At 62.5% G+C, this 24,640-nt stretch carries 23 protein-coding genes; 15 read left to right on the forward strand and 8 right to left on the reverse strand.

Annotation, left to right across the window (positions count from 1 at the left end):
• The first annotated feature begins 10 nt into the window (after positions 1-10).
• The 7 genes from glyS (at position 11) to gloA (ending at position 7,066) form a co-directional block, all read left to right on the forward strand.
• On the forward strand, positions 11-2,107 hold the full coding sequence (gene glyS, locus D3878_RS11585) for a glycine--tRNA ligase subunit beta (RefSeq protein WP_119785599.1): 2,097 nt from the start codon (positions 11-13) through the stop codon (positions 2,105-2,107).
• Positions 2,108-2,138: 31 nt separating this feature from the next.
• Positions 2,139-2,705 (forward strand): D-glycero-beta-D-manno-heptose 1,7-bisphosphate 7-phosphatase, encoded by a 567-nt coding sequence (gene gmhB, locus D3878_RS11590; protein ID WP_119785600.1) that lies wholly within the window; start codon positions 2,139-2,141, stop codon positions 2,703-2,705.
• A 27-nt stretch (positions 2,706-2,732) separates the two neighbouring features.
• Positions 2,733-3,497, forward strand: a complete 765-nt coding sequence (locus D3878_RS11595) for a lysophospholipid acyltransferase family protein (protein ID WP_119785601.1) — start codon at positions 2,733-2,735, stop codon at positions 3,495-3,497.
• The gene (locus tag D3878_RS11600) at positions 3,494-4,405 is read left to right on the forward strand and encodes a M48 family metallopeptidase (protein ID WP_119785602.1); all 912 of its coding nucleotides are present in this window, start codon (positions 3,494-3,496) and stop codon (positions 4,403-4,405) included. Before D3878_RS11595 ends, D3878_RS11600 begins: the two co-directional genes overlap by 4 nt.
• Before the next feature lie 319 nt (positions 4,406-4,724).
• Positions 4,725-6,032, forward strand: coding sequence for an MFS transporter (locus D3878_RS11605; RefSeq protein ID WP_119785603.1), 1,308 nt, complete (start codon positions 4,725-4,727; stop codon positions 6,030-6,032).
• A 91-nt stretch (positions 6,033-6,123) separates the two neighbouring features.
• Entirely contained in the window at positions 6,124-6,666 is a 543-nt protein-coding gene (locus tag D3878_RS11610; RefSeq protein WP_233556315.1) for an acyloxyacyl hydrolase, read from the forward strand.
• Between the two features lie 13 nt (positions 6,667-6,679).
• Positions 6,680-7,066, forward strand: coding sequence for a lactoylglutathione lyase (gene gloA, locus D3878_RS11615; protein WP_233556316.1), 387 nt, complete (start codon positions 6,680-6,682; stop codon positions 7,064-7,066).
• A gap of 27 nt (positions 7,067-7,093) precedes the next feature.
• Here the strand turns inward: gloA and rsmA are convergent, their stop codons facing one another.
• Genes rsmA through D3878_RS11635 form a run of 4 tightly spaced genes read right to left on the reverse strand, consistent with a single transcriptional unit; the run spans position 7,094 to position 12,560 of the window.
• Complete coding sequence (gene rsmA, locus D3878_RS11620) at positions 7,094-7,870, reverse strand: 16S rRNA (adenine(1518)-N(6)/adenine(1519)-N(6))-dimethyltransferase RsmA (protein ID WP_119785605.1); 777 nt, start codon at positions 7,868-7,870, stop codon at positions 7,094-7,096.
• A complete protein-coding gene (gene pdxA, locus D3878_RS11625; protein WP_119785606.1) occupies positions 7,867-8,922 on the reverse strand; it encodes a 4-hydroxythreonine-4-phosphate dehydrogenase PdxA in 1,056 nt (351 codons plus the stop codon). Before pdxA ends, rsmA begins: the two co-directional genes overlap by 4 nt.
• The gene (locus D3878_RS11630) at positions 8,922-10,334 is read right to left on the reverse strand and encodes a peptidylprolyl isomerase (protein WP_119787850.1); all 1,413 of its coding nucleotides are present in this window, start codon (positions 10,332-10,334) and stop codon (positions 8,922-8,924) included. Before D3878_RS11630 ends, pdxA begins: the two co-directional genes overlap by 1 nt.
• Positions 10,335-10,367: 33 nt before the next feature.
• A complete protein-coding gene (locus D3878_RS11635; protein WP_233556317.1) occupies positions 10,368-12,560 on the reverse strand; it encodes an LPS-assembly protein LptD in 2,193 nt (730 codons plus the stop codon).
• A 188-nt stretch (positions 12,561-12,748) separates the two neighbouring features.
• Between D3878_RS11635 and D3878_RS11640 the strand changes: the two genes are divergently transcribed.
• Genes D3878_RS11640 through D3878_RS11655 form a run of 4 tightly spaced genes read left to right on the forward strand, consistent with a single transcriptional unit; the run spans position 12,749 to position 17,016 of the window.
• Positions 12,749-13,774 carry an aminoglycoside phosphotransferase family protein gene (locus D3878_RS11640; protein ID WP_199688149.1) on the forward strand — a complete coding sequence of 342 codons (1,026 nt, stop codon included), beginning with the start codon at positions 12,749-12,751 and terminating at the stop codon, positions 13,772-13,774.
• Positions 13,774-14,493 (forward strand): N-acetylmuramate alpha-1-phosphate uridylyltransferase MurU, encoded by a 720-nt coding sequence (gene murU, locus D3878_RS11645; RefSeq protein WP_119785609.1) that lies wholly within the window; start codon positions 13,774-13,776, stop codon positions 14,491-14,493. Before D3878_RS11640 ends, murU begins: the two co-directional genes overlap by 1 nt.
• Positions 14,490-15,830 (forward strand): aminopeptidase P N-terminal domain-containing protein, encoded by a 1,341-nt coding sequence (locus D3878_RS11650; protein ID WP_119785610.1) that lies wholly within the window; start codon positions 14,490-14,492, stop codon positions 15,828-15,830. Before murU ends, D3878_RS11650 begins: the two co-directional genes overlap by 4 nt.
• A 4-nt stretch (positions 15,831-15,834) precedes the next feature.
• The gene (locus D3878_RS11655) at positions 15,835-17,016 is read left to right on the forward strand and encodes a UbiH/UbiF/VisC/COQ6 family ubiquinone biosynthesis hydroxylase (protein ID WP_119785611.1); all 1,182 of its coding nucleotides are present in this window, start codon (positions 15,835-15,837) and stop codon (positions 17,014-17,016) included.
• Between the two features lie 53 nt (positions 17,017-17,069).
• On the opposite strand, the gene pntB is transcribed toward D3878_RS11655, so the two are convergent.
• The 4 genes from pntB to D3878_RS24345 all read right to left on the reverse strand — a co-directional run bounded on the left by pntB (position 17,070) and on the right by D3878_RS24345 (position 20,890).
• Positions 17,070-18,491, reverse strand: a complete 1,422-nt coding sequence (pntB, locus tag D3878_RS11660; protein WP_119785612.1) for a Re/Si-specific NAD(P)(+) transhydrogenase subunit beta — start codon at positions 18,489-18,491, stop codon at positions 17,070-17,072.
• A 24-nt stretch (positions 18,492-18,515) separates the two neighbouring features.
• Positions 18,516-20,102 carry a Re/Si-specific NAD(P)(+) transhydrogenase subunit alpha gene (locus tag D3878_RS11665; protein WP_119785613.1) on the reverse strand — a complete coding sequence of 529 codons (1,587 nt, stop codon included), beginning with the start codon at positions 20,100-20,102 and terminating at the stop codon, positions 18,516-18,518.
• A gap of 158 nt (positions 20,103-20,260) precedes the next feature.
• Complete coding sequence (panD, locus tag D3878_RS11670; protein WP_119785614.1) at positions 20,261-20,620, reverse strand: aspartate 1-decarboxylase; 360 nt, start codon at positions 20,618-20,620, stop codon at positions 20,261-20,263.
• Positions 20,621-20,668: 48 nt separating this feature from the next.
• On the reverse strand, positions 20,669-20,890 hold the full coding sequence (locus tag D3878_RS24345) for a hypothetical protein (RefSeq protein ID WP_233556318.1): 222 nt from the start codon (positions 20,888-20,890) through the stop codon (positions 20,669-20,671).
• Between the two features lie 243 nt (positions 20,891-21,133).
• Between D3878_RS24345 and D3878_RS11675 the strand changes: the two genes are divergently transcribed.
• The 4 genes from D3878_RS11675 to hmpA all read left to right on the forward strand — a co-directional run bounded on the left by D3878_RS11675 (position 21,134) and on the right by hmpA (position 24,565).
• Positions 21,134-21,622, forward strand: a complete 489-nt coding sequence (locus D3878_RS11675; RefSeq protein ID WP_119787851.1) for an NUDIX hydrolase — start codon at positions 21,134-21,136, stop codon at positions 21,620-21,622.
• Complete coding sequence (gene mnmA / locus D3878_RS11680) at positions 21,615-22,718, forward strand: tRNA 2-thiouridine(34) synthase MnmA (protein ID WP_119785615.1); 1,104 nt, start codon at positions 21,615-21,617, stop codon at positions 22,716-22,718. The genes D3878_RS11675 and mnmA overlap by 8 nt, the downstream gene beginning before the upstream one ends.
• 98 nt (positions 22,719-22,816) lie before the next feature.
• Positions 22,817-23,269: an RrF2 family transcriptional regulator gene (locus D3878_RS11685; RefSeq protein WP_119785616.1), complete on the forward strand. Its 453-nt coding sequence runs from the start codon at positions 22,817-22,819 to the stop codon at positions 23,267-23,269.
• Positions 23,270-23,365: 96 nt separating this feature from the next.
• Positions 23,366-24,565 carry an NO-inducible flavohemoprotein gene (gene hmpA / locus D3878_RS11690; protein ID WP_119785617.1) on the forward strand — a complete coding sequence of 400 codons (1,200 nt, stop codon included), beginning with the start codon at positions 23,366-23,368 and terminating at the stop codon, positions 24,563-24,565.
• Positions 24,566-24,640: the final 75 nt, after the last annotated feature.

The raw sequence follows: 24,640 nt of genomic DNA on the forward strand, positions 1-24,640 counted from the left end.
CGAGAATGCAATGAACCAGACTCTGCTAGTCGAACTCCTCACCGAAGAACTGCCGCCCAAGGCGCTGGCCAAGCTGGGCGAAGCCTTCGCCGCCGGCATCGTCAACGGCCTGAAATCGCGCGACTTCCTCGAAGCCGATGCCGTCGCCACCACCTACGCTACCCCGCGCCGTCTGGCGGTAACTGTCACGCGTGTGCGCGCCACCTCGCCCGACAAGGCGATCCGCGAAAAGGTACTGCCGGTGACAGTGGCACTGGACGCTGCCGGCAAACCGAGCGCGCCGCTGGCCAAGAAACTGGCGGCGCTGGCCGCAGTCGTCAAGGTTGACGCGATCACGCTGGAACAACTGGAACGCGCCCAGGATGGCAAGGCCGAGAGCTTCTTCTACAGCTATACCGCAGCCGGTGCACCGCTGCACCTGGGCCTGCAGGCGGCGCTGGAAGAATCCATCGCCAAACTGCCGATCCCGAAAGTCATGAACTACCAGCACCCGGACGGCGCCGACGTCCAGTTCGTGCGTCCGGTGCACAAGCTGATCGCGCTGCATGGCGCCGAAGTCGTGCCGCTGGCGATCCTGGGTCTTGCCGCCGGCCGCATCACGCTCGGCCACCGCTTCCTGTCGCAAGGCGAAGTGGCGGTGCCGAATGCGGAAAGCTATGCCGCCCTGCTGGAAGCGCAGGGCAAGGTCGTGCCGGGCGTGGTCGACCGCAAGGAGAAAATCCGCGCGGCGCTGCTGGATCGCGCCGGCCAGGACAAGGTGCTGATGCCGGAAGCGCTGCTCGATGAAGTCAGTGCGCTGGTCGAATGGCCGGTGGTCTACGAATGCCACTTCGAGGAGGAATTTCTCGCCGTGCCGCAGGAATGCCTGATCCTGACCATGCAGACCAACCAGAAATACTTCGCCCTGACCGATCACGGCGGGCGCCTGCGCTCGCGCTTTTTGATCGTCTCCAATATCGAAACCGCCGACCCGCAGCACATCATCGGCGGCAACGAGCGCGTGGTGCGCCCGCGCCTGTCGGACGCGAAATTCTTTTTCGAGCAGGACAAGAAAAAGAAACTCGCCGACCGCCTGGCGGGACTGGCAAACGTGGTCTACCATAACAAGCTGGGCACCCAGGCGCAGCGCACCGAGCGCGTCAAGAGCCTGGCCGGCGGCATCGCCCGCGCCATCGGCGCCGACGTCGCGCTGGCCGAACGCGGCGCGCTGCTGGCCAAGACCGACCTGCTGACCGACATGGTGGGCGAATTCCCCGAGCTGCAAGGCATCATGGGCACCTACTATGCCCGCCACGACGGCGAAGCCGAAGAAGTCGCGCAGGCGATCTCGGAGCATTACCAGCCGCGTTTTGCCGGCGACGCCCTGCCCGCAACCGCCACCGGCACCGCGGTGGCGCTGGCCGACAAGCTCGAGACCCTGGTCGGCATCTGGGGCATTGGCCTGGCGCCGACCGGCGACAAGGATCCGTTTGCGCTGCGCCGCCATGCGCTGGGCATTTTGCGCATGCTGCTGGAAAAGCGCCTGCCGCTGTCGATTGCCGACTTGCTGGCGCAAGCAGCGCAGCTGTTTGCCGGCAATCCGCAGTTCAAGCAGGCCGACGCCGACATCCGCGCCTTTTTGTATGACCGCCTGCGCGGCCTGCTGCGCGAACGCGGCTTCACGCAAAACGAAGTGGAAGCCGTGGTCGCGCAAGAGCCGGACACGCTCGCCAATATCGTCGAGCGCCTGGAAGCGGTGCAAGCCTTCGCCGCACTGCCGCAGGCAGAAGCGCTGGCCGCCGCCAACAAGCGCATCACCAACATCCTGAAAAAAACCGAAGTCGCCGCCGGCGCCGTACAGGCCGGCCTGCTGCAGGAAGCCGCCGAGCAGGGCCTGCATGCGGCAATGACCGCGCTGGCGCCGAAAATCGACGCCGCGTTCGTCAAAGGCGATTTCGCCGGCACCCTGAAGGCGCTGGCGCAGTTGCGCGACAACGTCGACGCTTTTTTCAACGATGTCATGGTGATGGCCGACGACCTCGCGCTGCGCAACAACCGCCTGGCGCTGCTGTCGCAACTGCACGGCATGATGAACCGCGTGGCCGACATTTCCAAGCTGGCCGCGTGACGGCGACCGGCCACATCCGCGAGCATCGAGCATGAAACTGATCGTCCTGGACCGCAACGGCGTCATCAACCAGTACGCCGAAGGCTACATCAAGTCGCCGGAGGAATGGATCCCGATTCCGGGGGCGCTGCAGGCGATCGCCCGCCTGAACCAGGCGGACTACCGGGTGGTGGTGACCACCAACCAGTCCGGCATCGCACGCGGCAAGCTCTCCATCGTGGCGCTGAACGCGATTCACCAGAAGATGCACGAAGCTGCGCAGATGGTGGGCGCCGATATCGATGCAGTGTTTTATTGCCCGCACGCCGTCGAGGATAACTGCGATTGCCGCAAGCCCAAGCCCGGCATGCTGCGCGCCATCGGCAAGCGCTATGATGTCAACCTGAAGGACGTGCCGGTTGTCGGCGACTCGCTGTGCGACCTGCAGGCGGCCTTCGTCTCGGGTTGCACTCCCTACCTGGTTTTGACCGGCAATGGCGAGCAAACCCGCGACAAAGGCGGCCTGCCGCCGGGCACCCTGATTTTTCCCGACCTCGCCGCCGCCGTCGAGCACATCCTGACGGCCGCCCCGGCGCCGGCCGCCACCGGCACCCCCTGACCCCTTTTTTCAAGATAGGCTGATTCCATGTCGCGCTTCTGGCTGTTCCTGCGTTCGCTCCTGTTTGCCTTGCTGATGGTGCTCGCCACCCTCATCTGGGCGCCGCTCTGCTTTTTTTTCGCGCCGCTGCCCTATGCCCGCCGCTACTACTGGACGTCGCGCTGGAATGTGTTCGTGATCTGGTCCGCCCGCGTCATCTGCGGCATCCGCTATGAGGTCAAGGGCTGGGAAAACCTGCCCGACGCCCCCGTGATCCTGCTGTCGAAGCACCAGTCGGCCTGGGAAACCATTTTTTATCTGGCTGCCATGCCACGACCGCTGGTATTCGTCTACAAGAAGGCGCTCGGCTATATTCCATTTTTCGGCTGGGGTATTGCCCTGCTGCGCATGATTCCGATCGACCGCAGCAAGGGCCGCGACGCCTTCGGGCAGATCCTCACGCAAGGCAAAAAACGCCTGGCCGACGGCCAGTGGATCATCATGTTCCCTGAAGGTACTCGCATCCCGGTCGGCAAGCGCGGCAAGTACAAGGGCGGCGGCGCCCGCCTGGCAGTCGAAACCAATACGCTGGTGGTGCCGCTGGCGATGAATTCCGGCGAATGCTGGCCGAAGAACTCATTCATCAAGCAACCGGGCCTGATCACCGTCTCGATCGGCAAACCCCTCTCGCCGCAAGGCCTGAACCCGGCGGAAATGATGCAACAGGTCGAAAATTGGATAGAATCGGAAATGCGGGTGATTTCGCCCGCGGTGTATGCCCGCAAGCCATCCAACCACGCGACCGAACCTTGAAACTGCTCCGCCAGAGTTCGCCCGACCCGCAACAGCTTGCGCTGCAGCTGGATTTATTTGCTGCAGCGACGACGCCGGCCAGTGTACCTATGGCATCTGCGGCTCCCGCAGCACCGACAGCGCCGGCGACACCATTCGCACCGCCCCCCGTCGTTTCCAACAGTGCCAGCAGTGTCCCGACGCCGGGCAAGCGGCGCATCCAGCTTGGCAGCCACCTGCTGGAATACACCCTGGTCCGCTCCAAGCGCCGCACGATCGGCTTTTTGATCGGTGACGAAGGCTTGCGCATGACCGCGCCCAAGTGGGTCAGCATCGCCGAGATCGAAGGCGCAATCCACGAAAAGCAGCGCTGGATCTTTGCCAAGCTCAATCAACGGCGCGAACGCTCGGCGCGCCGCCTGCAGCCGCAAATGCAGTGGCGCGATGGCGCCACCCTGCCCTACCTGGGCGCTGACATCACCCTCAGAATCGCCAGCGGCCGTTCCGCCGGCATCGAATTCCTGGAAGCCTCGCGCGAGCTGACCGTGTGCCTGCCGGCGGACGCCGGCGAGCAGCAATTGAAAGACCGCGTGCAAGGCTGGCTGCAGGGCGAGGCCAGGCGCATCTTCACCGAACGCCTGCCGCTATATGCCGCCAGGCTGGAGGTCGCCTACCGCGCCTTTTCCCTCTCCTCGGCCACCACACAATGGGGCTCCTGCACTGCCGATGGCCGCATCCGCCTGAACTGGCGCCTGGTGCACTTTACCTTGCCACTGATCGATTACGTGATTGCGCACGAACTGTCGCACCTGCGCGAAATGAACCACAGCCCGCGTTTCTGGGCGACGGTGCAATCGATCTTCCCGGAATTCCAGTCAGCCAGAAAGGCCTTGCGCGACCATGCGCCGGAAACCTTGCCGGTATTCTGACCCGCCGAGCAAAATTCACTAATATATGAGACAATTTTCCCGTGCGCTAGTTTTGGGCGCGGCGATGCGCCGATCCTGCTAACATCCCGGCTTCATTCGACCGGTGACGCGCCGCCTGGCTTGATCAGCCGGCGGATGTCGTCGCCGCATTGCCTTTTCGCCGCCAGCTCCCTGCGCACACGCCTGCCCGGTTTGCAGCCGCAGCGCCAGGATGCACCACGTCATTCCGTTCCGCTGAATGCAATCCGTCGGGCCGTTGGATTATTCCAATGCCGCCCTGGCAGCCGCATTTCGCCATGACATTCAAACAAGGAAAGCAATGAGCACGCATCAAGCCAATGCGGGGACTATCAATTCCCCGGGCCGGGTATTGTTCGCCAGCCTGATCGGCACCACCATCGAATTCTTCGATTTCTATATTTACGCGACGGCAGCAGTCCTGGTTTTTCCCAAGCTGTTTTTCCCCTCTTCGGAACCGACCGCCGCAGTCCTGCAATCGCTGGCAACCTTCGCCATCGCCTTCTTCGCCCGCCCGCTTGGCTCGGCCGTATTCGGCCATTACGGCGACCGCGTCGGCCGCAAGGTGACGCTGGTAGCTGCCTTGATGACCATGGGGATTTCCACTGTAGCCATCGGCCTTTTGCCTACCCATGCTTCGATCGGCGTGATGGCGCCAATCCTTCTGGCGCTGTGCCGCTTTGGCCAGGGTCTTGGCTTGGGCGGCGAGTGGGGCGGCGCGGTGCTGCTGGCCACGGAAAATGCTCCGCCCGGCAAAAGCGCCTGGTTTGGGATGTTCCCGCAACTGGGTGCGCCGATCGGTTTCTTCCTGTCCGGTGGCAGCTTTTTGCTGCTGGGCGAAGTGCTGACCGAGCAGCAGTTCTTCGACTTCGGCTGGCGCATCCCCTTCCTGGCCAGCGCCCTGCTGGTGCTGATGGGCCTGTACGTGCGCCTGCAAATCACCGAAACACCGGTATTCCAGAAAGTGCTGGACAAGCAGGAGCGCGTCAAGGTGCCTGTGCTGACCGTGATGCGCGACCATACCCGGCCGCTGGTGCTGGGCACCGTCAGCGCAATGGCAACCTTCGTGCTGTTCTACCTGATGACCGTGTTCGCGCTCAGCTGGGGCACCTCTGCGCTCGGCTATTCCCGCCATGACTTCCTGGTGGTGCAACTGTTCGCGGTGCTCTTCTTCGGCCTGGCCGTCCCGCTGTCGGCAATGCTGGCCGACCGTCATGGCCGCCGCCAGACAATGATCCTGGTGACCGCCGCCATCGCCGTGTTCGGCTTCATGCTGGCGCCGCTGTTCGTCGCCGGCAGCATCGTCCAGGTGACGCTGTTCATGTCGCTCGGCCTGGCCCTGATGGGCTTGACCTACGGCCCGCTGGGCACTTACCTGGCCGAACTGTTTCCGCCCGAGGTGCGCTACACCGGTTCATCGCTGACCTTCAACCTGGGGGGTATCCTGGGCGCGTCGCTGGCGCCGTATGCCGCCACCTGGCTGGCCACCAACCATGGCCTGCAGTATGTCGGCTACTACCTTGCGATCGCCGCGCTGCTGACGCTGGCCGCACTGGTGTTCACCAAAAAATCGGCGGCCGATTTCGTCGTCGTGGCCAAGGCAGCCTAGCATTCAGGGGTATATAATAATTGTCTAATGGCAACGTGACCTGCGTCACGTTGCCTGCCTTCTCAAAATTCCCGATACAATTTAGATAATCATGAATACCCTTGCTTCCAAACTGGCTGCCATCGCCCTTTTGATGGCAGCGTCTCAGGTGCCGGCTCGCGCGGTGGATTCGGTCTCGCTCGAACTCGGCGCCGGCAACAAGAGCGACCTGGCGCGGGTGGGCGTGCAGTGGAAATGGGAACAGCGCTGGTGGCAATCCAACGGCACGCATATCGGTGGTTACTGGGACCTCAACCTGGGTCACTGGCGCGGCGACCGCCACCTGGATATTCCCGGCAATCGCCAGAACATCACGACCATCGGCATCACGCCGGTGTTTCGCTGGCAGAAAGACAATCTGCAAGGCTGGTATGGCGAACTGGGCATCGGTGCCAATTTGCTTAGCGGCTATTACGACAACAATGGCCACCAGTTATCGACCCGCTTCCAGTTCAGCGACCACCTCGGCGTCGGCTACGTGTTCGCCAACAAACTGGATCTGAGCTTCCGCTTCCAGCACTTCTCGAATGCCAGCATCAAGCAACCCAACGACGGCGCGAATTTCTCCATCCTGCGCCTCAGTTATCCACTCTGACAAGGACTGCAGCATGCACATCCTCCACACCATGCTGCGGGTCGGCGACCTGCAGCGTTCCATCGATTTCTACACCCGCCTTTTGGGCATGACGCTGCTGCGCACCGTCGACCGTCCCGAGCAGCAGTACACGCTGGCGTATCTTGGCTACGGAAGCAACCCGGAGCATGCCGAACTGGAACTAACCTTCAATTACGGCGTGGACAAGTACGAATTGGGCAACGCCTACGGCCACATCGCCATCGCAGCCGACGACATCCGCGCCACCTGCGACGGCATCAAGGCGGCCGGCGGTGTCGTGACGCGCGAACCAGGCCCGGTCAAGGGCGGCAGCACCATGATCGCCTTCGTGCAGGACCCGGACGGCTACAAGATCGAGTTGATCGAGCACGGTCTCTGAGTCGCCGTGGTGAGCGGCGGGGGGAGTTTATGCCGCTGACAGACGCCTGCCCAAGGCAACGAACTGCGGCATCGGCACCGCTTCCGGCCGCGCCTGCGGATCGATGCCGGCATCGATCAGCTCAGCTTCGGTAAACATCCCGGCCAGGCAATTGCGGATCACCTTGCGGCGCTGCGAGAATGCCTTGGTGACCACCTTTTCCAGACTGGCCTGGTCGCAAGGCAGCGGATTTTGCAGGGGGATCATGCGCACAATGGCCGAATCCACCCGCGGCGGCGGATCGAAGGCAGTCGGCGGCACCACGAACATGAGCTCCATGTGATAGCGCCACTGCAGCATCACCGATAGCCGCCCGAACGCCTTGCTGCCCGGTTCGGCGACCATTCTTTCGACAACTTCCTTTTGCAGCATGAAATGCTGGTCCTGCACCTGGCTGGCGATCTGCGCCAGATGGAACAGCAAGGGGCTGGAAATGTTGTAGGGCAGGTTACCGACCACCCGCAGCTTTTTTCCCGCCGGTCGCGGAATGCTGGAGAAATCGAATTGCAAGGCATCTGCCGAGTGCACGACCAGGCGCGTCGGATCGAAATTCTTTTGCAGGCGCGCGACCAGGTCGCGGTCGAGTTCGACCACATGGAGTTGCCCGAGCGAGTCAAGCAGCAACCTGGTCATCGCCGCCAGGCCCGGGCCGATCTCGACCATGGCGTCATCGGCTTGCGGATCGATCGTGCGGATGATGTCGTGCAAAACGCCGTCGTCGGTCAGGAAATTCTGGCCGAAACGCTTGCGGGGAATGTGTTTCATGACTTCCTTGAAGAAGCGGACGCCGCCGCCATGTGCGCCGCTGTGCGGATCGCTTCGATCATGCTGCCGCAATCGGCATGGCCGAGACCGCGCGCGGCCAGGTCGAGGGCGGTGCCGTGGTCGACCGAAGTGCGGATGATCGGCAAGCCGAGCGTGATATTGACGCCGCGCCCGAAGCTGGCGTGCTTGAGCACCGGCAGTCCCTGGTCGTGGTACATCGCCAGTACGCAATCGGCGTCCTGCAGGTATTTCGGCTGGAACAGGGTATCGGCTGGATAGGGACCGGTGGCATCGATGCCGCGCGCCTGCGCCGCCTGCAACGCCGGGCCGATGACGTCGATTTCCTCGCGGCCGAGATAGCCCCCCTCGCCCGCATGGGGATTCAAGCCGGTCACGAGGATGCGCGGACTGGCGATGCCGAATTTTGCCTGCAGGTCGGCGTGGATGATTTCGATCGTGCGCAACAAGCCTTCGACGGTAATCGCCGCCGGCACATCCTTCAGCGGCAGGTGCGTGGTCGCCAGCGCCACGCGCAGGGGATGCGGCGCGTCGCCGCCGGCTAACATCATCACCACCTGCGGCGTGGCGGTCTTCTGCGCCAGATATTCGGTATGACCGGTGAAGGCGACACCGGCATCGTAGATTGTGCTCTTTTGCAGTGGCGCCGTGACTACCGCGTCGAACAGGCGCATCTGCGTGCCCGCGATGGCGATATCCAGCATCTGCAATAGCGCGCGGCCATTGCGCGAATCAAGCCGGCCCGGCACCACCACTTCGGCCAGCGGGCAATCGATCACGGCCAGACGGTCCGCCGGAAAGCGCGGCAAGCCGGCATCGGAAACCGCCATCCATGACACCGCCGCCAGACGCATTTCAGGGTCGATCGTCTCGGCCGTCTGCGCCAGGAAAGCAGCGTCGCCAACCAGCACGCAATTGACTTCGCCGCGCAACTGCCACGCCGCCCGCAGGGATATTTCAGGGCCGATGCCGGCCGGCTCGCCGACCGTAATGGCGATCGTCGGCCTTTGTTGCGACGTGACTTGCTCAGGCATTATTTTTCTTCATTACGGTATTCGACATAGGCGCGGTCGCGCACCTGGCGCAGCCATTCCTGGGTCGCTTCTTCCAGCTTGCGCTCGCGCAGCACCTGGCGCGCGACCAGGCGCTTGCGTTCCTTCGAGACATCCTCGGTCTTGCGTTCCAATACCTGGATCAGGTGGAAGCCGAAGGGCGATTCGATCGGTTCGCTGATCTGTCCCGGTTGTAATGCATCCATGGCGCGCTCGAATTCCGGCACGGTGTCGCCCGGATAGATCCAGCCAAGGTCGCCGCCCTTGGATGCGGTCAGGTCGTTGGAATTGGAACGGGCCAGTTCCTCGAAGGTGGCAGCCTTGTTATCCAGGCGCTGCTTCAGCTCCTGCAGGCGGCGCTGGGCGTCGAGCGACGAGACGATCTGGTTGACCTTGATCAGAATATGACGCGCGTGGGTCTGCGTGATGGAGGTCGGCGCAGCGGCGCCATTGCCGGCGCCGGCGCGCACCACGCTCGGCGTGCGCTTGCCGACCAGTTTCAGGATATGGAAACCGTTTGCGCTCTTGACCAGCGGCGCCACTTCGCCCGGCTGCAGGCTGGCCACTGAATCGACGAACAGTTGCGGCAGGCGATCCTGGTTGCGCCAGCCGAGTTCGCCGCCTTTCAGGGCATCGTCGGCATCGCTGGAAGCTGCCGCCAGCTTGGCAAAGTCAGCGCCCGATTTCAGCTGCTGCAGGAGCTGCTCGGCACGTTGCCGGCGCTGCTCGATCTGCTCGGGCGAGGCGTTCTCGGGGATGCGCACCAGAATCTGCGCCAGGTTCCATTCCTGCTGCGAATGCCCGGCGCCGGCGTCTTCCGCCAGGTAGTTTTCGATTTCCGATTCGCTGATCTGGATACGGTTGTCGACTTCGCGCTCGCGCAGGCGCTGCATGATGATTTCGTGACGGATCTCTTCACGGAACTTCGCAAACGACGTGCCTTCCTGTTCCAGCTGGCTGCGGAACTGCTGCAGTGTCATGCGGTTCTGCTCGGCGATCCGCGCCACCGCCCGGTCGAGCATGGTGTCATCGACCTGGATGTTCATGTCCTTTGCCAGCTGCAGTTGCGCGGATTCGACGATCATGCGTTCCAGCACCTGCCGCTGCAGCTCGGCGCGCGGTGGCATGCCGCCCTGCCCCTGGCCCTGCGCGGCGATGCGCCTGGCGATCATGTCGGTGCGGTCTGCCAGTTCCTGCTGCGTGATGACTTCGTTGTTGACCACCGCGACGATGGCATCGACCGTGCGGATGCGCGCAGGGCTGGTCGCGGCAGGCGCCAGCGGGGCCGCGCCCGGCTTGAACTGCGACCAGGCGTCGGGAGCCGCGGCCAGCGTCAGACAGGACAGGATGCATGCAAGCGCGCTGCGGGAAAACGGAGGGCGGGTGTTTCGCATAATGTGCAGTGAATCCATGAGTTAGGTAAGAACTTAGCGGGAATTGCCGCCGGGTTGGTTGATCAGCTGATAGCCCGGAATATTCTGGCGCAAGGCCTCCAGCGGATTGGAGCCGATGCGCGACAGGCCGTTCAATTCGAGCTGAACAAAAAAACCGGTGGTAGCGGTATTTGCCGCAGTTGGCGTACGTTGTGCGACCACCCGGAAGATCCAGCAGTCGGCCTTGTATTCCAGGCCGAGCAAGGCCTCCGCCGTCTTTTTGTCGTTCAGCGAATAATTCACGCGGCCGACGCCATACCAGCGCTGCGACATTGGCCATTGCGCCGACATATCGATCTGTTCCAGCGGCGACAGCAGGTTCGCCACATCGCGCCGGTATTGCAGGTTCAGCACGCGCATCGGGCCCGGCTGCCAGCGCACGCCATAATTGTCGCGCACCATGGTGCGCAAGCTCTGGCTGTACTGCATATTGGCTTCCACGCTGACCGCCTGCGAAATCTTGCCGGCGGCGGCCAGCAGCAGGTCGGAGCGGGTCTGGCTGTTCAGGATGCCCGGCAGGGTGACGCTCTGATCGGCGAAATAGTAACGCTGGCCGACCGCGACACGCGCCCGCTCGGCGCCGGAGGGCTCGATGAAGCGCGAGACCAGCGCCGCCGTCAGCTGGTTGGCATCGCTGACGCGATCATGACCGACGAAGCGGCTTTCCGAAAACAGTTGGGCGTAATTGAAATCAGCCAGGCCGGAGTCGAACAAGGGAAACTGGCTCTGGTCGCGGTACGGCGTGTACACATAAAACAGTCGCGGCTCCAGCGTCTGGCTGACAGCATTGCCGAAAAAGTTGGCATCGCGTTCGAACACCAGGCCGGAATCGATGGAAGCCGTCGGCAAGGTCCGGTTCAGGCTGGTCGGTGCGCCGATGGCCCGGTTGTCGAGCGAATAGCTGGTCGCATGCAGGGACAGTTTCGGCGTCAGGAAAAAGCCCGGACGAAGGATCGGATAGGAGAGCTTCGGATTGAACACCACGCGGTTGCCGGCCTGCGGATAAAGTATATTCGGCTGGGCGAAAACCGGATCCCCGGCCAGGTTGTCCGGGTGCCAGAAACGGGTGGCCTCGACGTCGGCCGACCAGTCCCAGCCATTGACGTCCTGCTTCTCCGCTCGCAAGGTAAACTGCGGCAGGCGGTCATAGGGCCGCGCAATCGGCGCCGCCAGATCCTGCAACACCTGGTAATTCGAGGCGCGCAGGGTGGCATACCAGAATGTCCCGCCATAGGTCAGGTTCATGTCGCGCAGCAGCAGGCGTTGCTTGCTGGTGGTGATGGTGCTGGCGAAATCGTCCGGATACTTGTCGTCGGAGGCGGTATTCAGGTTCCAGTTGAAGGTCCAGGCCGGGGCGAAACTCTGGGTGTGGATCGACGACAGCGCATAGCGGTCGGATTTCATCTCGCGGTCGCCTGGCAGGTATTCGACCCGGGTTTCGCCGGTATAGGTCTCGCCAAGGTAGCGGCCCTCGGCGCCCAGTTGCACGCCGCGCCGCGAAATAAGCTTCGGATACAGGGTCAGGTCGCGGTTAGGGGCGATATTGAAGTAGTACGGCACGGTCACTTCGAGGCCGCCCTTGTTGGTGCTGCCTATCGTTGGCGGCAACACGCCCGACTTGCGGGCATCAGACAGCGGGAAGGACATGGCCGGCGCGGCGAGGATGGGCACACCCTTGAAATACACCAGGGTATTGGTGGCGAAGCCGGTATCGCGCGTCTTGTCCAGGCGCAAGCGCGAGGATTTCAGGTACCAGTCCGGATCGGGGCTTTCGCAGGTGCTGTAGGTTCCTTCCGACACCAGCGCCTCGTCTTCCGACTGGAAATCGATACGCTCGGCGCTGCCTTGAGCATTGTTGCGTTGCAGATGGTAGGTCGGCTGGGTAATGAAGCCCTCGCCCGAATCGATGCGCAGTCGCACCGATTCACCAGTGTAGTTGTCGCCCATGCGCCGCATGCGGATATGGCCGCTGGCATCCACCTCATCCTTGAGGATGTTGTAGGTGGCGCGGTCGCCTTCGATGACGGTGGTGCCCTGGATGATTTCGACATTGGTGTCGAAATTGATCTCGCGATCAGGACGCCCGGTCATGCGTTCGGCGCTGATGCTGACCGGCTCGTCCTTGTCAGTGGCTTGCGCCGCCGCGACGCCGGGCAAAGCGGCGGCCGCCACGGTCGTTGTCACCATGCAAAGAAGCACCGGCGAATTGGAAAATGCGGGAAACCGGATCATGAAAAAAACAAAACCATGCTAGAGCCTGTTGACCATTGTTAGCGTTATCGGCATGCGCCATGCATGCAATAGCAGGCGATTTTTTGAATCGAATCCCTTATTATATGGGAATCCGCACCTTCAACAGCATTCCTGCACGTTCCATGCCCACATCAAATCCCTCCGACTTGCGCTTAATACAACTAAAACACTGGCTAGGCACGCTTGCCGAACCGGTATTGAATCCGGATTCGCTGCGTCCGGCCTCGGCAGATGCCAGTTTCCGCCGCTATTTCCGTGTCGATGGCGTTGGCAATGCCACCTATATCGTGATGGATGCGCCACCGCCGCAGGAAGATGTGCGCCCTTTCATCCATGTGGCCGATTTGTTCGGCAAGACCGGCGTGTCGGTGCCGCAGATCCTGGCACAGGATGTCGAGCAAGGTTTCCTGCTGCTGTCCGATCTCGGCAATACCACTTACCTGCACCAGCTCAACGCCGATACCGCCCACCAGCTCTACCTGGACGCCATCGACTCGCTGGTGCTGCTGCAGGTGCACAGCCAGCCTGGCGTCCTGCCGGAATACGACCGTGCCATGCTGATGCGCGAACTCCAGCTCTTTCCCGAATGGTATATCGGCAAGCACCTGGGCGTCACTCTCACCGCCGAACAGCAAGCCAGCCTGGACAAGGTATTCGATGTGCTGCTGGCCAATAACCTGGCGCAGCCGCAAGTGTATGTGCATCGCGATTACCACTCGCGCAACCTGATGGTCTTATCCAAAGGCAATCCGGGCATCCTTGATTTCCAGGATGCCGTGTATGGCCCGATCACTTATGACCTGGTGTCGCTGCTGCGCGATGCCTACATCCAGTGGGACGAGGAAATGGTGCTCGACTGGGCAATCCGCTATTGGGAGCGTGCGCGCCGCGCTGGCCTGCCGGTCAGCCCCGACATCGACGCCTTTTACCGCGACTTCGAATTCATGGGCGTGCAGCGCCACCTGAAGGTGCTGGGCATCTTCGCGCGCCTGTACCACCGCGACGGCAAGGACGGCTACCTGAAAGACCTGCCGCTGGTGATGGAATACACGCGCAAGGCCGCCGCCCGCTACCGCGAACTGATACCGCTGATCCGCCTGCTCGACGTGCTGGAAGAACGCGGCCCGCGAGTGGGATACACCTTCTAATGAAAGCCTTGATCTTTGCCGCCGGACGCGGCGAACGGATGCGTCCGCTGACCGATGCCTGTCCCAAACCGCTCTTGAAAGTGCGCGGCCGGCCGCTGATCGTCTGGCACATCCTCAACCTCGTGCGCGCCGGGATCACCGACATCGTCATCAACCATGCCCACCTCGGCCACATGATCGAGGAAGCGCTGGGTAACGGTGCGCAATTCGGCGCGAAAATCGCCTGGTCGGCCGAGGGCACGGCGCTGGAAACCGCCGGCGGCATCGCCCGTGCGCGCCACCTGCTGGGCGACGAGCCCTTCGTTGCGGTCGCCGCCGACATCTATTGCCCGCACTTCGATTTCAAGCAGGTGGTGGATGTGCTGGAAGCCAATGACCCCTGGGGCAACCCATACCCGGCCGACCGGCGCGACATGGCTTGGCTGTATCTGGTGAAAAATCCGCCGCATCACCCGCATGGCGACTTCGCCCTGAATAATTTTTCCATCGCCAACGAAGGCGAGCCCCGCTTCACCTTTTCCGGCATCGGCGTGTATCGGCCGGAAATGTTCGATGCGGTTGCGCCCGGCGAGAAGGCGGCGCTGGCGCCGATCCTGCGCGAGTATGCGACGCGTGGCCGGGTCGGCGGCGAAGTCTATCGCGGCGACTGGACCGATGTCGGCACCCCCGAACGGCTCGAACAATTGAACGCCCCCCTGACTCCTGCGAGGTCGAAATGAAATCCTTTGCCGCCCGCCGCGCCGCGCTGATCGCGCACATGCAATCCCGCGGAGGCGGCGTCGCCGTCATCCCGACCGCGCCGGAAGTGCCGCGCAATGCCGATGCCGATTTCCCCTACCGCCACGACAGCTATTTTTACTACCTGTCCGGCTTTGCCGAGCCGGAAGCGGTGGTCGTGCTGGTGGTCGGTAAGACCACCCAATCGATCCTGTTTTGCCGCGAGAAAAACCTCGAACGTGAAATCTGGGACGGTTACCGCTATGGCCCGGAAGCCGCGCGCACCAGCTTCGGCTTCGACGCCGCCTACCCGATCGCGGCGCTGGATACGGAAATGCCGAAGCTGCTGGCCAATGCGCCGTCGATCTTCTACGCGCTGGGCAGCGACAGCAAGCTCGATGCACGGGTGCAGGGCTGGCTGCATGTGGTACGCCAGCAGGCGCGCGCCGGCGTGGCCGCGCCCTCGGCGGCGCACGACATCCATGGCTTGCTCAACGAAATGCGCCTGCTCAAGGATGGCGACGAGATCGCCACCATGCGCCGCGCCGCCGTCATTTCGGCGCAGGCGCACGAGCGCGCCATGCGCGCCTCGCGTCCCGGCATGCATGAATACCAGATCGAGGCGGAACTGCTGCACGAATTCCGCCGCCACGGCTCGCAATTTCCCGCCTATACCTCGATCGTCGCCGCCGGCGCCAATGCCTGCGTGCTGCACTATCGCGCCGGCGATGCCAGGATGAAGGATGGCGACCTGGTGCTGATCGACGCCGGCTGCGAGCTCGACAGCTACGCTGCCGACATCACCCGCACCTACCCGGCCAACGGCAAATTCTCCGGGCCGCAGAAGGAATTGTATGAAATCGTGCTGGCGGCGCAATACGCCGCCATCGCCGAAACGAAGCCGGGCAAGCGATTCCCTGACGCCCACGACGCCGCCGTGAAGGTGCTGGCGCAGGGCATGCTCGATACCGGCCTGCTCGACGCCAACAAGGTCGGCACCCTCGACGACGTCATCGCCAAGGGCGACTACAAGCAGTTCTACATGCACCGCACCGGCCACTGGCTGGGCATGGACGTGCACGACGTCGGCGATTACCGCGAACCCGGCGAGGCTGCCGTCGAAGGCGAAAAGCCCTGGCGCATCCTGCGCCCCGGCATGGTCACCACCGTCGAGCCCGGCATCTATGTGCGGCCGGCGCAAGGCGTGCCGGAACAATACTGGCACATCGGCATCCGCATCGAAGACGATGCGCTGGTGACCGAAGATGGCTGCGAAATCCTGACGCAAGCCGCGCCCAAGACGGTGGCCGAAATCGAAGCGGTCATGCGCCAGGGGTAAAAGGATGGCGCCCGACCGTAGCAACAGCGGCAGCAACTCCGGCAGCAACCCCGGCAAGGACTTCGACATCGCCATCCTCGGCGCCGGCCCGGTGGGCCTGGCGCTGGCCAGCCTGCTGGTCAGGCGCGGCGCGGCGCCCGCGCGCATTGCGCTGATCGACGCCAAGACGCTTGACCAGGTGGCGCAGGACCCGCGCTCGATTGCGCTGTCGCACGGCAGCCGGCAGATACTGGAAGGCATCGGCGCCTGGCCCAGGGTAGCCGACCCGATCCACCAGATCCACGTCTCGCGCCGCGGCCATTTCGGCCGCACCCTGATCGACCGCAGCGAATTCGGCGTGCCGGCGCTGGGCTATGTCACCCGCTACGGCCAACTGGTGACGGCGCTGTCGGATGCCGCCTATACGGCCGGCGCGCAGGTGATCCGCCCGGCCCATGCCGATGCCGTCAACGAGACGGCCGATGGCGTCGATCTGCAACTGGAAAACGGCACGGCACTTTCCACCCGCATCCTGGTGCAGGCCGAAGGCGGCGTATTCGGCGCGCAAACGACAAAGTCGCTGCGCCGCGACTATGGCCAGATCGCCATCATCGCCCATGTCAAAACCAGCGCGCCGCTGCCGCAGCGCGCCTTCGAGCGCTTCACCGACGAGGGGCCGCTGGCCTTGCTGCCGCAGGATGACGGTTATGCGCTGGTGTGGTGCGCCCATCCGGCCAGCACGGAACACCTGATCGGCTTGCCGGATACGGCCTTCCTGGCGGCGCTGGGCGAGGCCTTCGGCAATCGCCTGGGACGCTTCACCCAGGTTTCGCAGCGCAATACTTTCCCGCTCGGCCTGAACGCTGGCCCGGCGACATCGGCGCGCACGGTCGCCATCGGCAATGCTGCGCAAACCCTGCACCCCGTGGCGGGGCAAGGCCTGAACCTAGGCTTGCGCGACGCCACTGTGCTGGCGCGGCTGCTGGCGCAGGATGCCTCGCCGGCCATGCTGGAACGGTTCGCCACAGAGCAGAAAGCCGATCGCGATGTGACGATCCGCCTCACCGACGTCATGGCGCGCATTTTCGTCGACACCCCGCAAAGGCCGGCCGTGCAAGGATTGCTCGGCCTGTCGCTGGGCTTGTTTGACGTATTCAAGCCTGCCAAAAAAATTCTCGCGGAACAGATGATGTTCGGCTGGCGTTAGATGAAAAAAAACCACGTGCCTGGCACGTGGTTTTTTCTCTTGCGCCAACGCGCTCAGCTTGCCTTCAAAGCCACCAGCACGTCGTCCAGCATCTTCTTGGCGTCGCCGAACAGCATGCGGTTATTTTCCTTGTAGAACAGCGGATTGTCGACACCCGCATAGCCGGAAGCCATGCTGCGCTTCATGACGATGGAGGTCCTGGCTTTCCAGACTTCCAGCACCGGCATGCCGGCGATCGGACTGGCCGGATCTTCCGCCGCCGACGGATTAACGATGTCGTTGGCGCCGATCACCATCGCCACATCGGTCTCCGGGAAGTCTGCGTTGACTTCATCCATCTCCATGACGATATCGTAAGGCACCCGCGCTTCGGCCAGCAGCACGTTCATATGACCTGGCATGCGGCCTGCCACAGGATGGATGCCGAAGCGTACATTGATCCCCCTTTCGCGCAAGTCCTGGACGATTTCGTTGACGATGTGCTGCGCCTGCGCCACCGCCATGCCGTAGCCGGGCACGATGATGACGTTCCTGGCATCACGCAGCAGCTCGGCGGTTTCGATGGCGCTGACTGCCACCACTTCGCCTTGCGGCTCTGCTTCGCCCTTGGCTGCCGCCGGCTTGCCGGCGCCGCCGCCGAAGCCGCCGGCAATCACGCTGAGGAAGTTGCGGTTCATGGCGCGGCACATGATGTAGGACAGGATCGCACCAGAGGAGCCCACCAGGGCGCCGGTCACGATCAGCAAGTCGTTCGACAGCATGAAGCCGGTCGCCGCCGCCGCCCAGCCGGAATAGCTGTTCAGCATCGACACCACTACCGGCATGTCGGCGCCGCCGATCGCCATCACCATGTGAATGCCGAACAGGAAAGCGATGACCGTCATGACCGCCAGCGGCAGCATGCCCGCCTCGATCGACTCGGCCCGCACGAACTGGATGCCGAAGTAAACCACCACCAGCAATCCTGCCAGGTTCAGCAAGTGACGGCCGGGCAGCAGCAAGGGCTTGCCGCCGATCCGGGCCGACAGCTTGCCGAAGGCGATGAGCGAACCGGAGAAGGTCACCACGCCGATCAGGATGCCGACATAAATCTCGATGTCATGGATGGTCTTTTCAGCACCTGCATAATGCGCCGATGCTGCCGGGTCGATGTAGCTGGCGTAGCCGACCAGCGCGGCAGCCAGGCCGACCAGGCTGTGCATCAACGCCACCAGTTCCGGCATTTGCGTCATTTTCACGACGCGTGCCGCATACAGGCCGATGGCGCCGCCGACCACCATGGCGCCGACGACCCATGGAATGCCGGCTGCCGCAACGCGCGGGCCAAGTATGGTTGCCAGCACGGCAATCGTCATGCCGATGATGCCGTACAGGTTGCCGCGACGGGAGGTTTCCGGGTGAGACAAGCCACCCAGGCTCAGGATGAAAAGAATCGCTGCGCCCAGATAGGCGACGATAGTGAGGCTTTCAGACATTTTGAGTTTCGCCTTTCTTTATACTTATTTGCGGAACATCGCCAGCATGCGGCGGGTCACGGCGAAACCGCCGAACATGTTGATTGCGGTGAGCACGATGCCGATCACGGCCAGCCAGCGGATCCAGTCGTCAGGGCGGCCGGTGCCGCCTTCCAGCGGTGGCGCAACCTGCACCAGCGCGCCAATGGCGATGATGCTGGAAATCGCGTTGGTCACACTCATCAGCGGCGTATGCAAGGCTGGCGTGACGTTCCACACCACCATGTAACCGATGAAGCAAGCCAGCACGAACACCGTGAAATGGCCGATGAAGGCCGCCGGGGCAAATGCGCCGATCAGCCAGAACAACGCAGCCGCAATCCCGAACGTGATGGCGATGCTGGTACCGGAGGCCGGGGCGCCGTGGCCGTGACCATGCGCCTTCGGCGCAGGCACGGCAGCCGGTTTGGCGGCGCTGGCTGCCGGCGCTGCCGACAGCTTGGGCGGTGGCGGCGGCCAGGTGACTTCGCCATTCTTGATGACGGTCAGCCCACGAATGGCATCGTCTTCCATGTTGACGTCAATCTTGCCATCCTTGGTCTTGCACAGCTCTTCCGTCAGGCGCAACAAATTGCTGGCGTACAGCGTGCTCGATTGCTTGGCCAGGCGGCTCGGCAAATCGGTGTAGCCGATGATGGTCACGCCATGCTTGACCACGGCCTTGCCCGGCTCGGTCAATTCGCAATTGCCGCCCTGCTCGCCTGCCATGTCGACGATCACGCTGCCCGGCTTCATCGATTGCACCATCTCGGCGGTGATGAGTTTCGGCGCCGGCTTGCCAGGAATCAGTGCGGTGGTGATGACGATATCCGCTTCCCTGGCCTGCTTGGCGTACATCTCGCGCTGGGCTTGCTGGAAACCTTCTGACATCACTTTGGCATAGCCGCCGCCGCCGGAAGCTTCTTCTTCGTAATCGACTTTCACGAACTCGCCGCCCAGCGACTTGACCTGGTCCGCCACTTCCGGTCGGGTGTCATTGGCGCGCACGATTGCGCCCAGGTTGGCGGCGGTGCCGATGGCAGCCAGGCCGGCCACGCCGGCACCGGCGATGAAGACCTTGGCCGGCGGGATCTTGCCGGCAGCAGTGATCTGGCCATTGAAGAAACGGCCGAAGGCATTGGCGGCCTCGATGACGGCGCGGTAGCCGCTGATGCCGGCCATGGAAGTCAGCGCGTCCATCTTCTGAGCGCGGGAAAGCTGGCGCGGCAGCGAGTCGATGGCCAGCACGGTGACATTCCTGGCGGCGAGCTGCTGCATCAGTTCCGGGTTTTGCGCCGGCCAGATGAAGCTGACCAGCGTCGTGCCGGAGCGCACGAGGGCAAGCTCATTGGCGTCCGGCGCACGCACCTTGAAGACGATATCGGCGGCAGCCCACAATGCAGCGGCACCTTCGACTACCTGCGCGTCAGCGGCACGATAGGTGTCATCGCTGAAATTCGCCGCGTCCCCCGCACCGGATTCTACGGCGACGGCAAAGCCCAGCTTGATGAGCTTTTCCACCACCTCAGGCACGGTTGCCACACGTTTTTCACCGGGATAAGTTTCCCGGGGAATCCCAATCACTAAAGCCATAAGTCTTACCTCCCTGTTTCATTGTAATTTTTGCGTGCCCGGAAATTGCTTGAGGGCTTGCCTTGCCTCTAATGGCACCGATCCCGCTAAGCCCTCCCAGGCGCAGCGGGATCGTTTTTCAAAACCTGATCTGCGGCGATCGAAGCACGCCGCAAATTTTATTTCTTCAGACCGGTCATCCGGTTATTGTCGTCCACGAAAACAATTTTCGGCTGATAGGTTTTTATCTCTTCGTCGCTCATTGGGGCGTAAGTACAAATGATCAGTAAGTCGCCCAGATGCGCCAGGCGCGCCGCGGCGCCGTTGAGGGAAATTTCGCCGCTGCCGCGCTTGCCCTTGATCGCATAGGTAGAAAAGCGCTCGCCGTTATTGACGTTGTACAGATCGATTTTTTCGAACGGCAGGATATTCGCCGCCTCCAGCAATTCTTCGTCGATGCCGCAAGAACCTTCGTAATTCAGGTCGCACTGGGTGACGGATGCGCGGTGGATCTTTGCGCGTAACATAATACGTTGCATTTACTTCTCCTGACTGCATTACTGCATGTTGCTACCATCGCGCCTGTATCAGTGGACAGCAATGGAAAAAATAATACGAGCGCATTCGGCACCCGTCGCGAGCTCGGCGGCAATGCCGATTTTCATGGATTTCCGAAAAATCGAAAAAACCCGTGAAATATTACACGCAATTCCGCGCTGTCGTAGCACCTGCGGCAATATCGTCAAAACGCCGGAATTCTGGCGATATATTTCCCAAAAGAAATATACACAAACTTTGTTCGACATCATGAAATAATGCCTTGCTTTTCGACCATTTTCCAGACAATTCCTCAAGTCAACTTGCTAAAAATCAATACATCGATTGTATTATCGCCTTGGCCCCCCTCCCCATTCCCCTTGCGACCACCACATCGCCGCCCTGGTAGCCGCGATAAATCCTTACCGTCACGGTAAAATGACGGTCTTTCAAAAAATGCTGCGGCCATCTTGCCTGCCTCATGGGCTGCGATGTGCTGCGCGGCCATCCCCGACATGACTTCAGCAACCTGGAAACCCGCCGTCACAGTCGCCGCCATCATCGAGCGCGGCGGCCGCTTTTTGCTGGTGGAAGAAGAAACCAGCGACGGCATCCGCTTCAACCAGCCTGCCGGCCACCTTGATCCGGGCGAAACGCTGATCCAGGCGGTTGCCCGCGAAACCCTGGAAGAGGCCGCGCACGACTTCGAAGCCACCGCCCTGGTCGGCGTCTACATGTCGCGCTACCTGTCTTCACGCACCGGGCAGGAAGTGACCTACCTGCGCTTTGCCTTCTCCGGCGAACTGGGCGCCGGCTACGATCAGCCGCTGGACGAAGGCATCCTGCGCACGGTATGGATGGATTACGACGAATTGCTGGCTAGCCGGGACAAACACCGTAGTCCGCTGGTGCTGCAGTGCGTGGACGATTACCGGCAGGGCAAGCGCGCGCCGCTGTCGCTGCTGTACACCCATCCGGATGCCATCGGAGCATTCAATGGCTAAACGGGTGGTGATCGGCATGTCCGGCGGCGTCGATTCTTCGGTATCGGCCTGGTTGCTCAAGCAACAAGGCTATGAAGTGATCGGCCTGTTCATGAAAAACTGGGAAGACGATGACGATTCCGAATATTGCTCGTCGCGCCAGGACTGGATCGATGCCGCTAGCGTCGCCGACGTGGTCGGCGTCGATATCGAGGCGGTCAATTTTGCCGCCGAATACAAGGAGCGTGTATTCGCCGAATTCCTGCGCGAATACCAGGCCGGCCGCACGCCCAATCCGGATGTGCTGTGCAATGCCGAGATCAAGTTCAAGGCCTTCCTTGATCATGCCATGAAGCTGGGCGCCGACCTGATCGCCACCGGCCACTATGCGCGGGTGCGCGAAGCCGGCAGCGGGGCCAATGCCGGCCGCTTCGAACTGCTCAAGGCAGTCGACGCCAGCAAGGACCAGAGCTACTTTCTGCACCGGCTGAACCAGGCGCAGTTGTCGAAAACCCTGTTTCCGCTGGGGGAAATCCACAAGACCGAAGTGCGTCGGATCGCCGAAGAAATCGGCTTGCCGAATGCCGCCAAAAAGGATTCGACCGGCATCTGCTTCATCGGCGAGCGCCCTTTCCGCGAATTCCTCAATCGTTACCTGTCCTACAAGCCGGGACCGATGAAAACGCCCGAAGGCGAAACCGTCGGCGAACACGTCGGCCTGTCCTTTTACACCCTCGGGCAAAGAAAGGGCATCGGCATCGGCGGCATGAAAAGCCACCAGAACGCCGATGGCGGCAGCGATCCCTGGTACGTCGCGCGCAAGGATATCGAGACCAACACGCTCTACGTGGTTCAGGGGCACGATCATCCGTGGCTGCTGTCGACCAGCCTGGTGGCCGCGCAGGCGAGCTGGATCGCCGGCACGCCGCCCGTGGAGCTTGCGCTGTCGGCCAAGACCCGCTACCGGCAAGCCGATGTGCCCGGCAGTTTCCAGGCAATGGGCGCGGATGAATTCGCGCTGTCCTTCACCACGCCGCAATGGGCGGTGACGCCGGGGCAATCGGCGGTGCTGTACCAGGGCGAGGTTTGCCTGGGCGGCGGCATCATCAATCGATAAAGCCTGACAAGCCGAATGCGCGCATGGCAGGCCGCAACATAAAAGGTGCATCTTAAAAGCATGTTTGATAGAATGCTTGCCTGAACTCATTGACTGCCATGCGCCTTACCCGATTTTCCGATATCGGACTTCGTGTCCTCATCTACCTTGCCCGCAGCGGCGAACGTCCCGCGCCGGTGACCGTTGCCGAAATTGCCAGCCAGTTCGACATCCCCGTCAACCATCTGGTGAAGGTGGTCGGCCAGCTGGCGCGCTGCGGCTGGATACAGGCCACGCGCGGACGCAATGGCGGACTGCGCCTGCATGTCGCACCGGCGTCGCTGAAGATCGGCGCCGTCCTGCGCCAACTGGAAGGCGAAGCGGAACTGGCTGATTGCAGCGGCCAGGCGTGCCGCCTCAGCCCCGACTGCATATTGCGCGGCGCCCTCGCCGATGGCTTGCGGGCGTTTTACGCCGCCATGGACCGCTACACCCTGGCCGACATTACCGCAGGATCAACCGGAGAGAAAATCGTGCGCATGCAGCGCGACTTCATGAAACAGCTGGCGTAAGCTTCGAGCCCGCCTGGAGATTGCCTGACCGCTCACTCGATGAGCTTGTTTTTTGTGTTTTAAGTTGCATTTTATATGCATAATTTTGGAGGAAATATGGTTTCACCTGCTTCACGTCCCTACATCGATGCCAGCGTGCCCGTATTGCGCGAGCACGGCCTTGCCATCACCAGCACGTTTTACCGCAACATGTTTGCCGAACACCCCGAACTGACCAAGCTGTTCAACATGGGCAACCAGGCCAACGGCGCCCAGCAACAGTCGCTGGCGGCCGCCGTGTTTGCCTATGCGGCCAATATCGACAATGCGCAAGCCCTGGCGCCAGTGGTCAGGCGCATCGTCCACAAGCACGCTTCGGTGGGCATCCGCGCCGAACACTACCCCATCGTTGGCCGCCACCTGCTGGGCGCCATCCAGGAAACCCTGGGCGAAGCCGCCACCGCGCCGCTGCTGGCGGCCTGGGATGAAGCGTATGGCGAACTTGCCGACGCCCTGATTGCGGCCGAACGCGAACTGTATGCCGAGGCCGGCGTCGCGGCGGGCGAATTGCGCGCCGTCCGTGTTACGGAAGTGGTCCGGCAAAGCGAGGATGTGCTGTCATTCACCTTGCAAGCCGTCGATGGCAAGGCGCTGCCGGGATTCAAGCCGGGCCAGTATGTCAGCGTGGCGGTCAGCTTCGCCGATGGCAGCCGGCAGTTGCGGCAATACAGCCTGTCGGACACGCCGCTGGCGGCGCATTTGCGCATTTCGGTCAAGCGCGAAGCGGGAAATCCGCAAGCGCCCGCCGGCCAGGTATCGAACTGGTTGCATGAAAACGTCAAGGCTGGCGACATCCTGCAGATCACCCATCCCTTCGGCGACTTCACCCCCGACGTGGAATCCAGCGAGCCGGTCGTGCTGCTGTCGGCCGGGGTCGGCATCACGCCGATGGTGGCGGCACTGAACCACATCGCCCGGGTCAATCCGGCGCGCCATGTGATTTTTGCGCATGCCGCGCGCGACGCGGAGCATCACGCCCACCAGGCCGATGTCGCCGCCGCCAAGGCGGCCATGCCCAACCTCCGGGTGCTCACCTTCCATGAAACCGCGTCCGCAACAACCGCGCGCGATCTCCATGCCGGCCGCATGGATGCGGTCCGGCTGCCATCCTGGCCGCGCACGGAAACCAATGTCTACCTGTGCGGGCCGCTGGCTTTCATGCGCGAGCAATGGCAGGCGCTGATCGCTGCAGGGACACCGGCTGCGCGACTGCATCGGGAAGTATTCGGTCCGGAAATGCTGGATTACCTCGGCTAAGCCAGCCTGCTGCCAAATTTTCCTGGCGGCAGCGGCCGTGGACAGTTGCAGTAGGATCGCCACGTAGTTTCCTGT

Source organism: Noviherbaspirillum sedimenti, assembly GCF_003590835.1.
GTDB lineage: Bacteria > Pseudomonadota > Gammaproteobacteria > Burkholderiales > Burkholderiaceae_D > Paucimonas > Paucimonas sedimenti.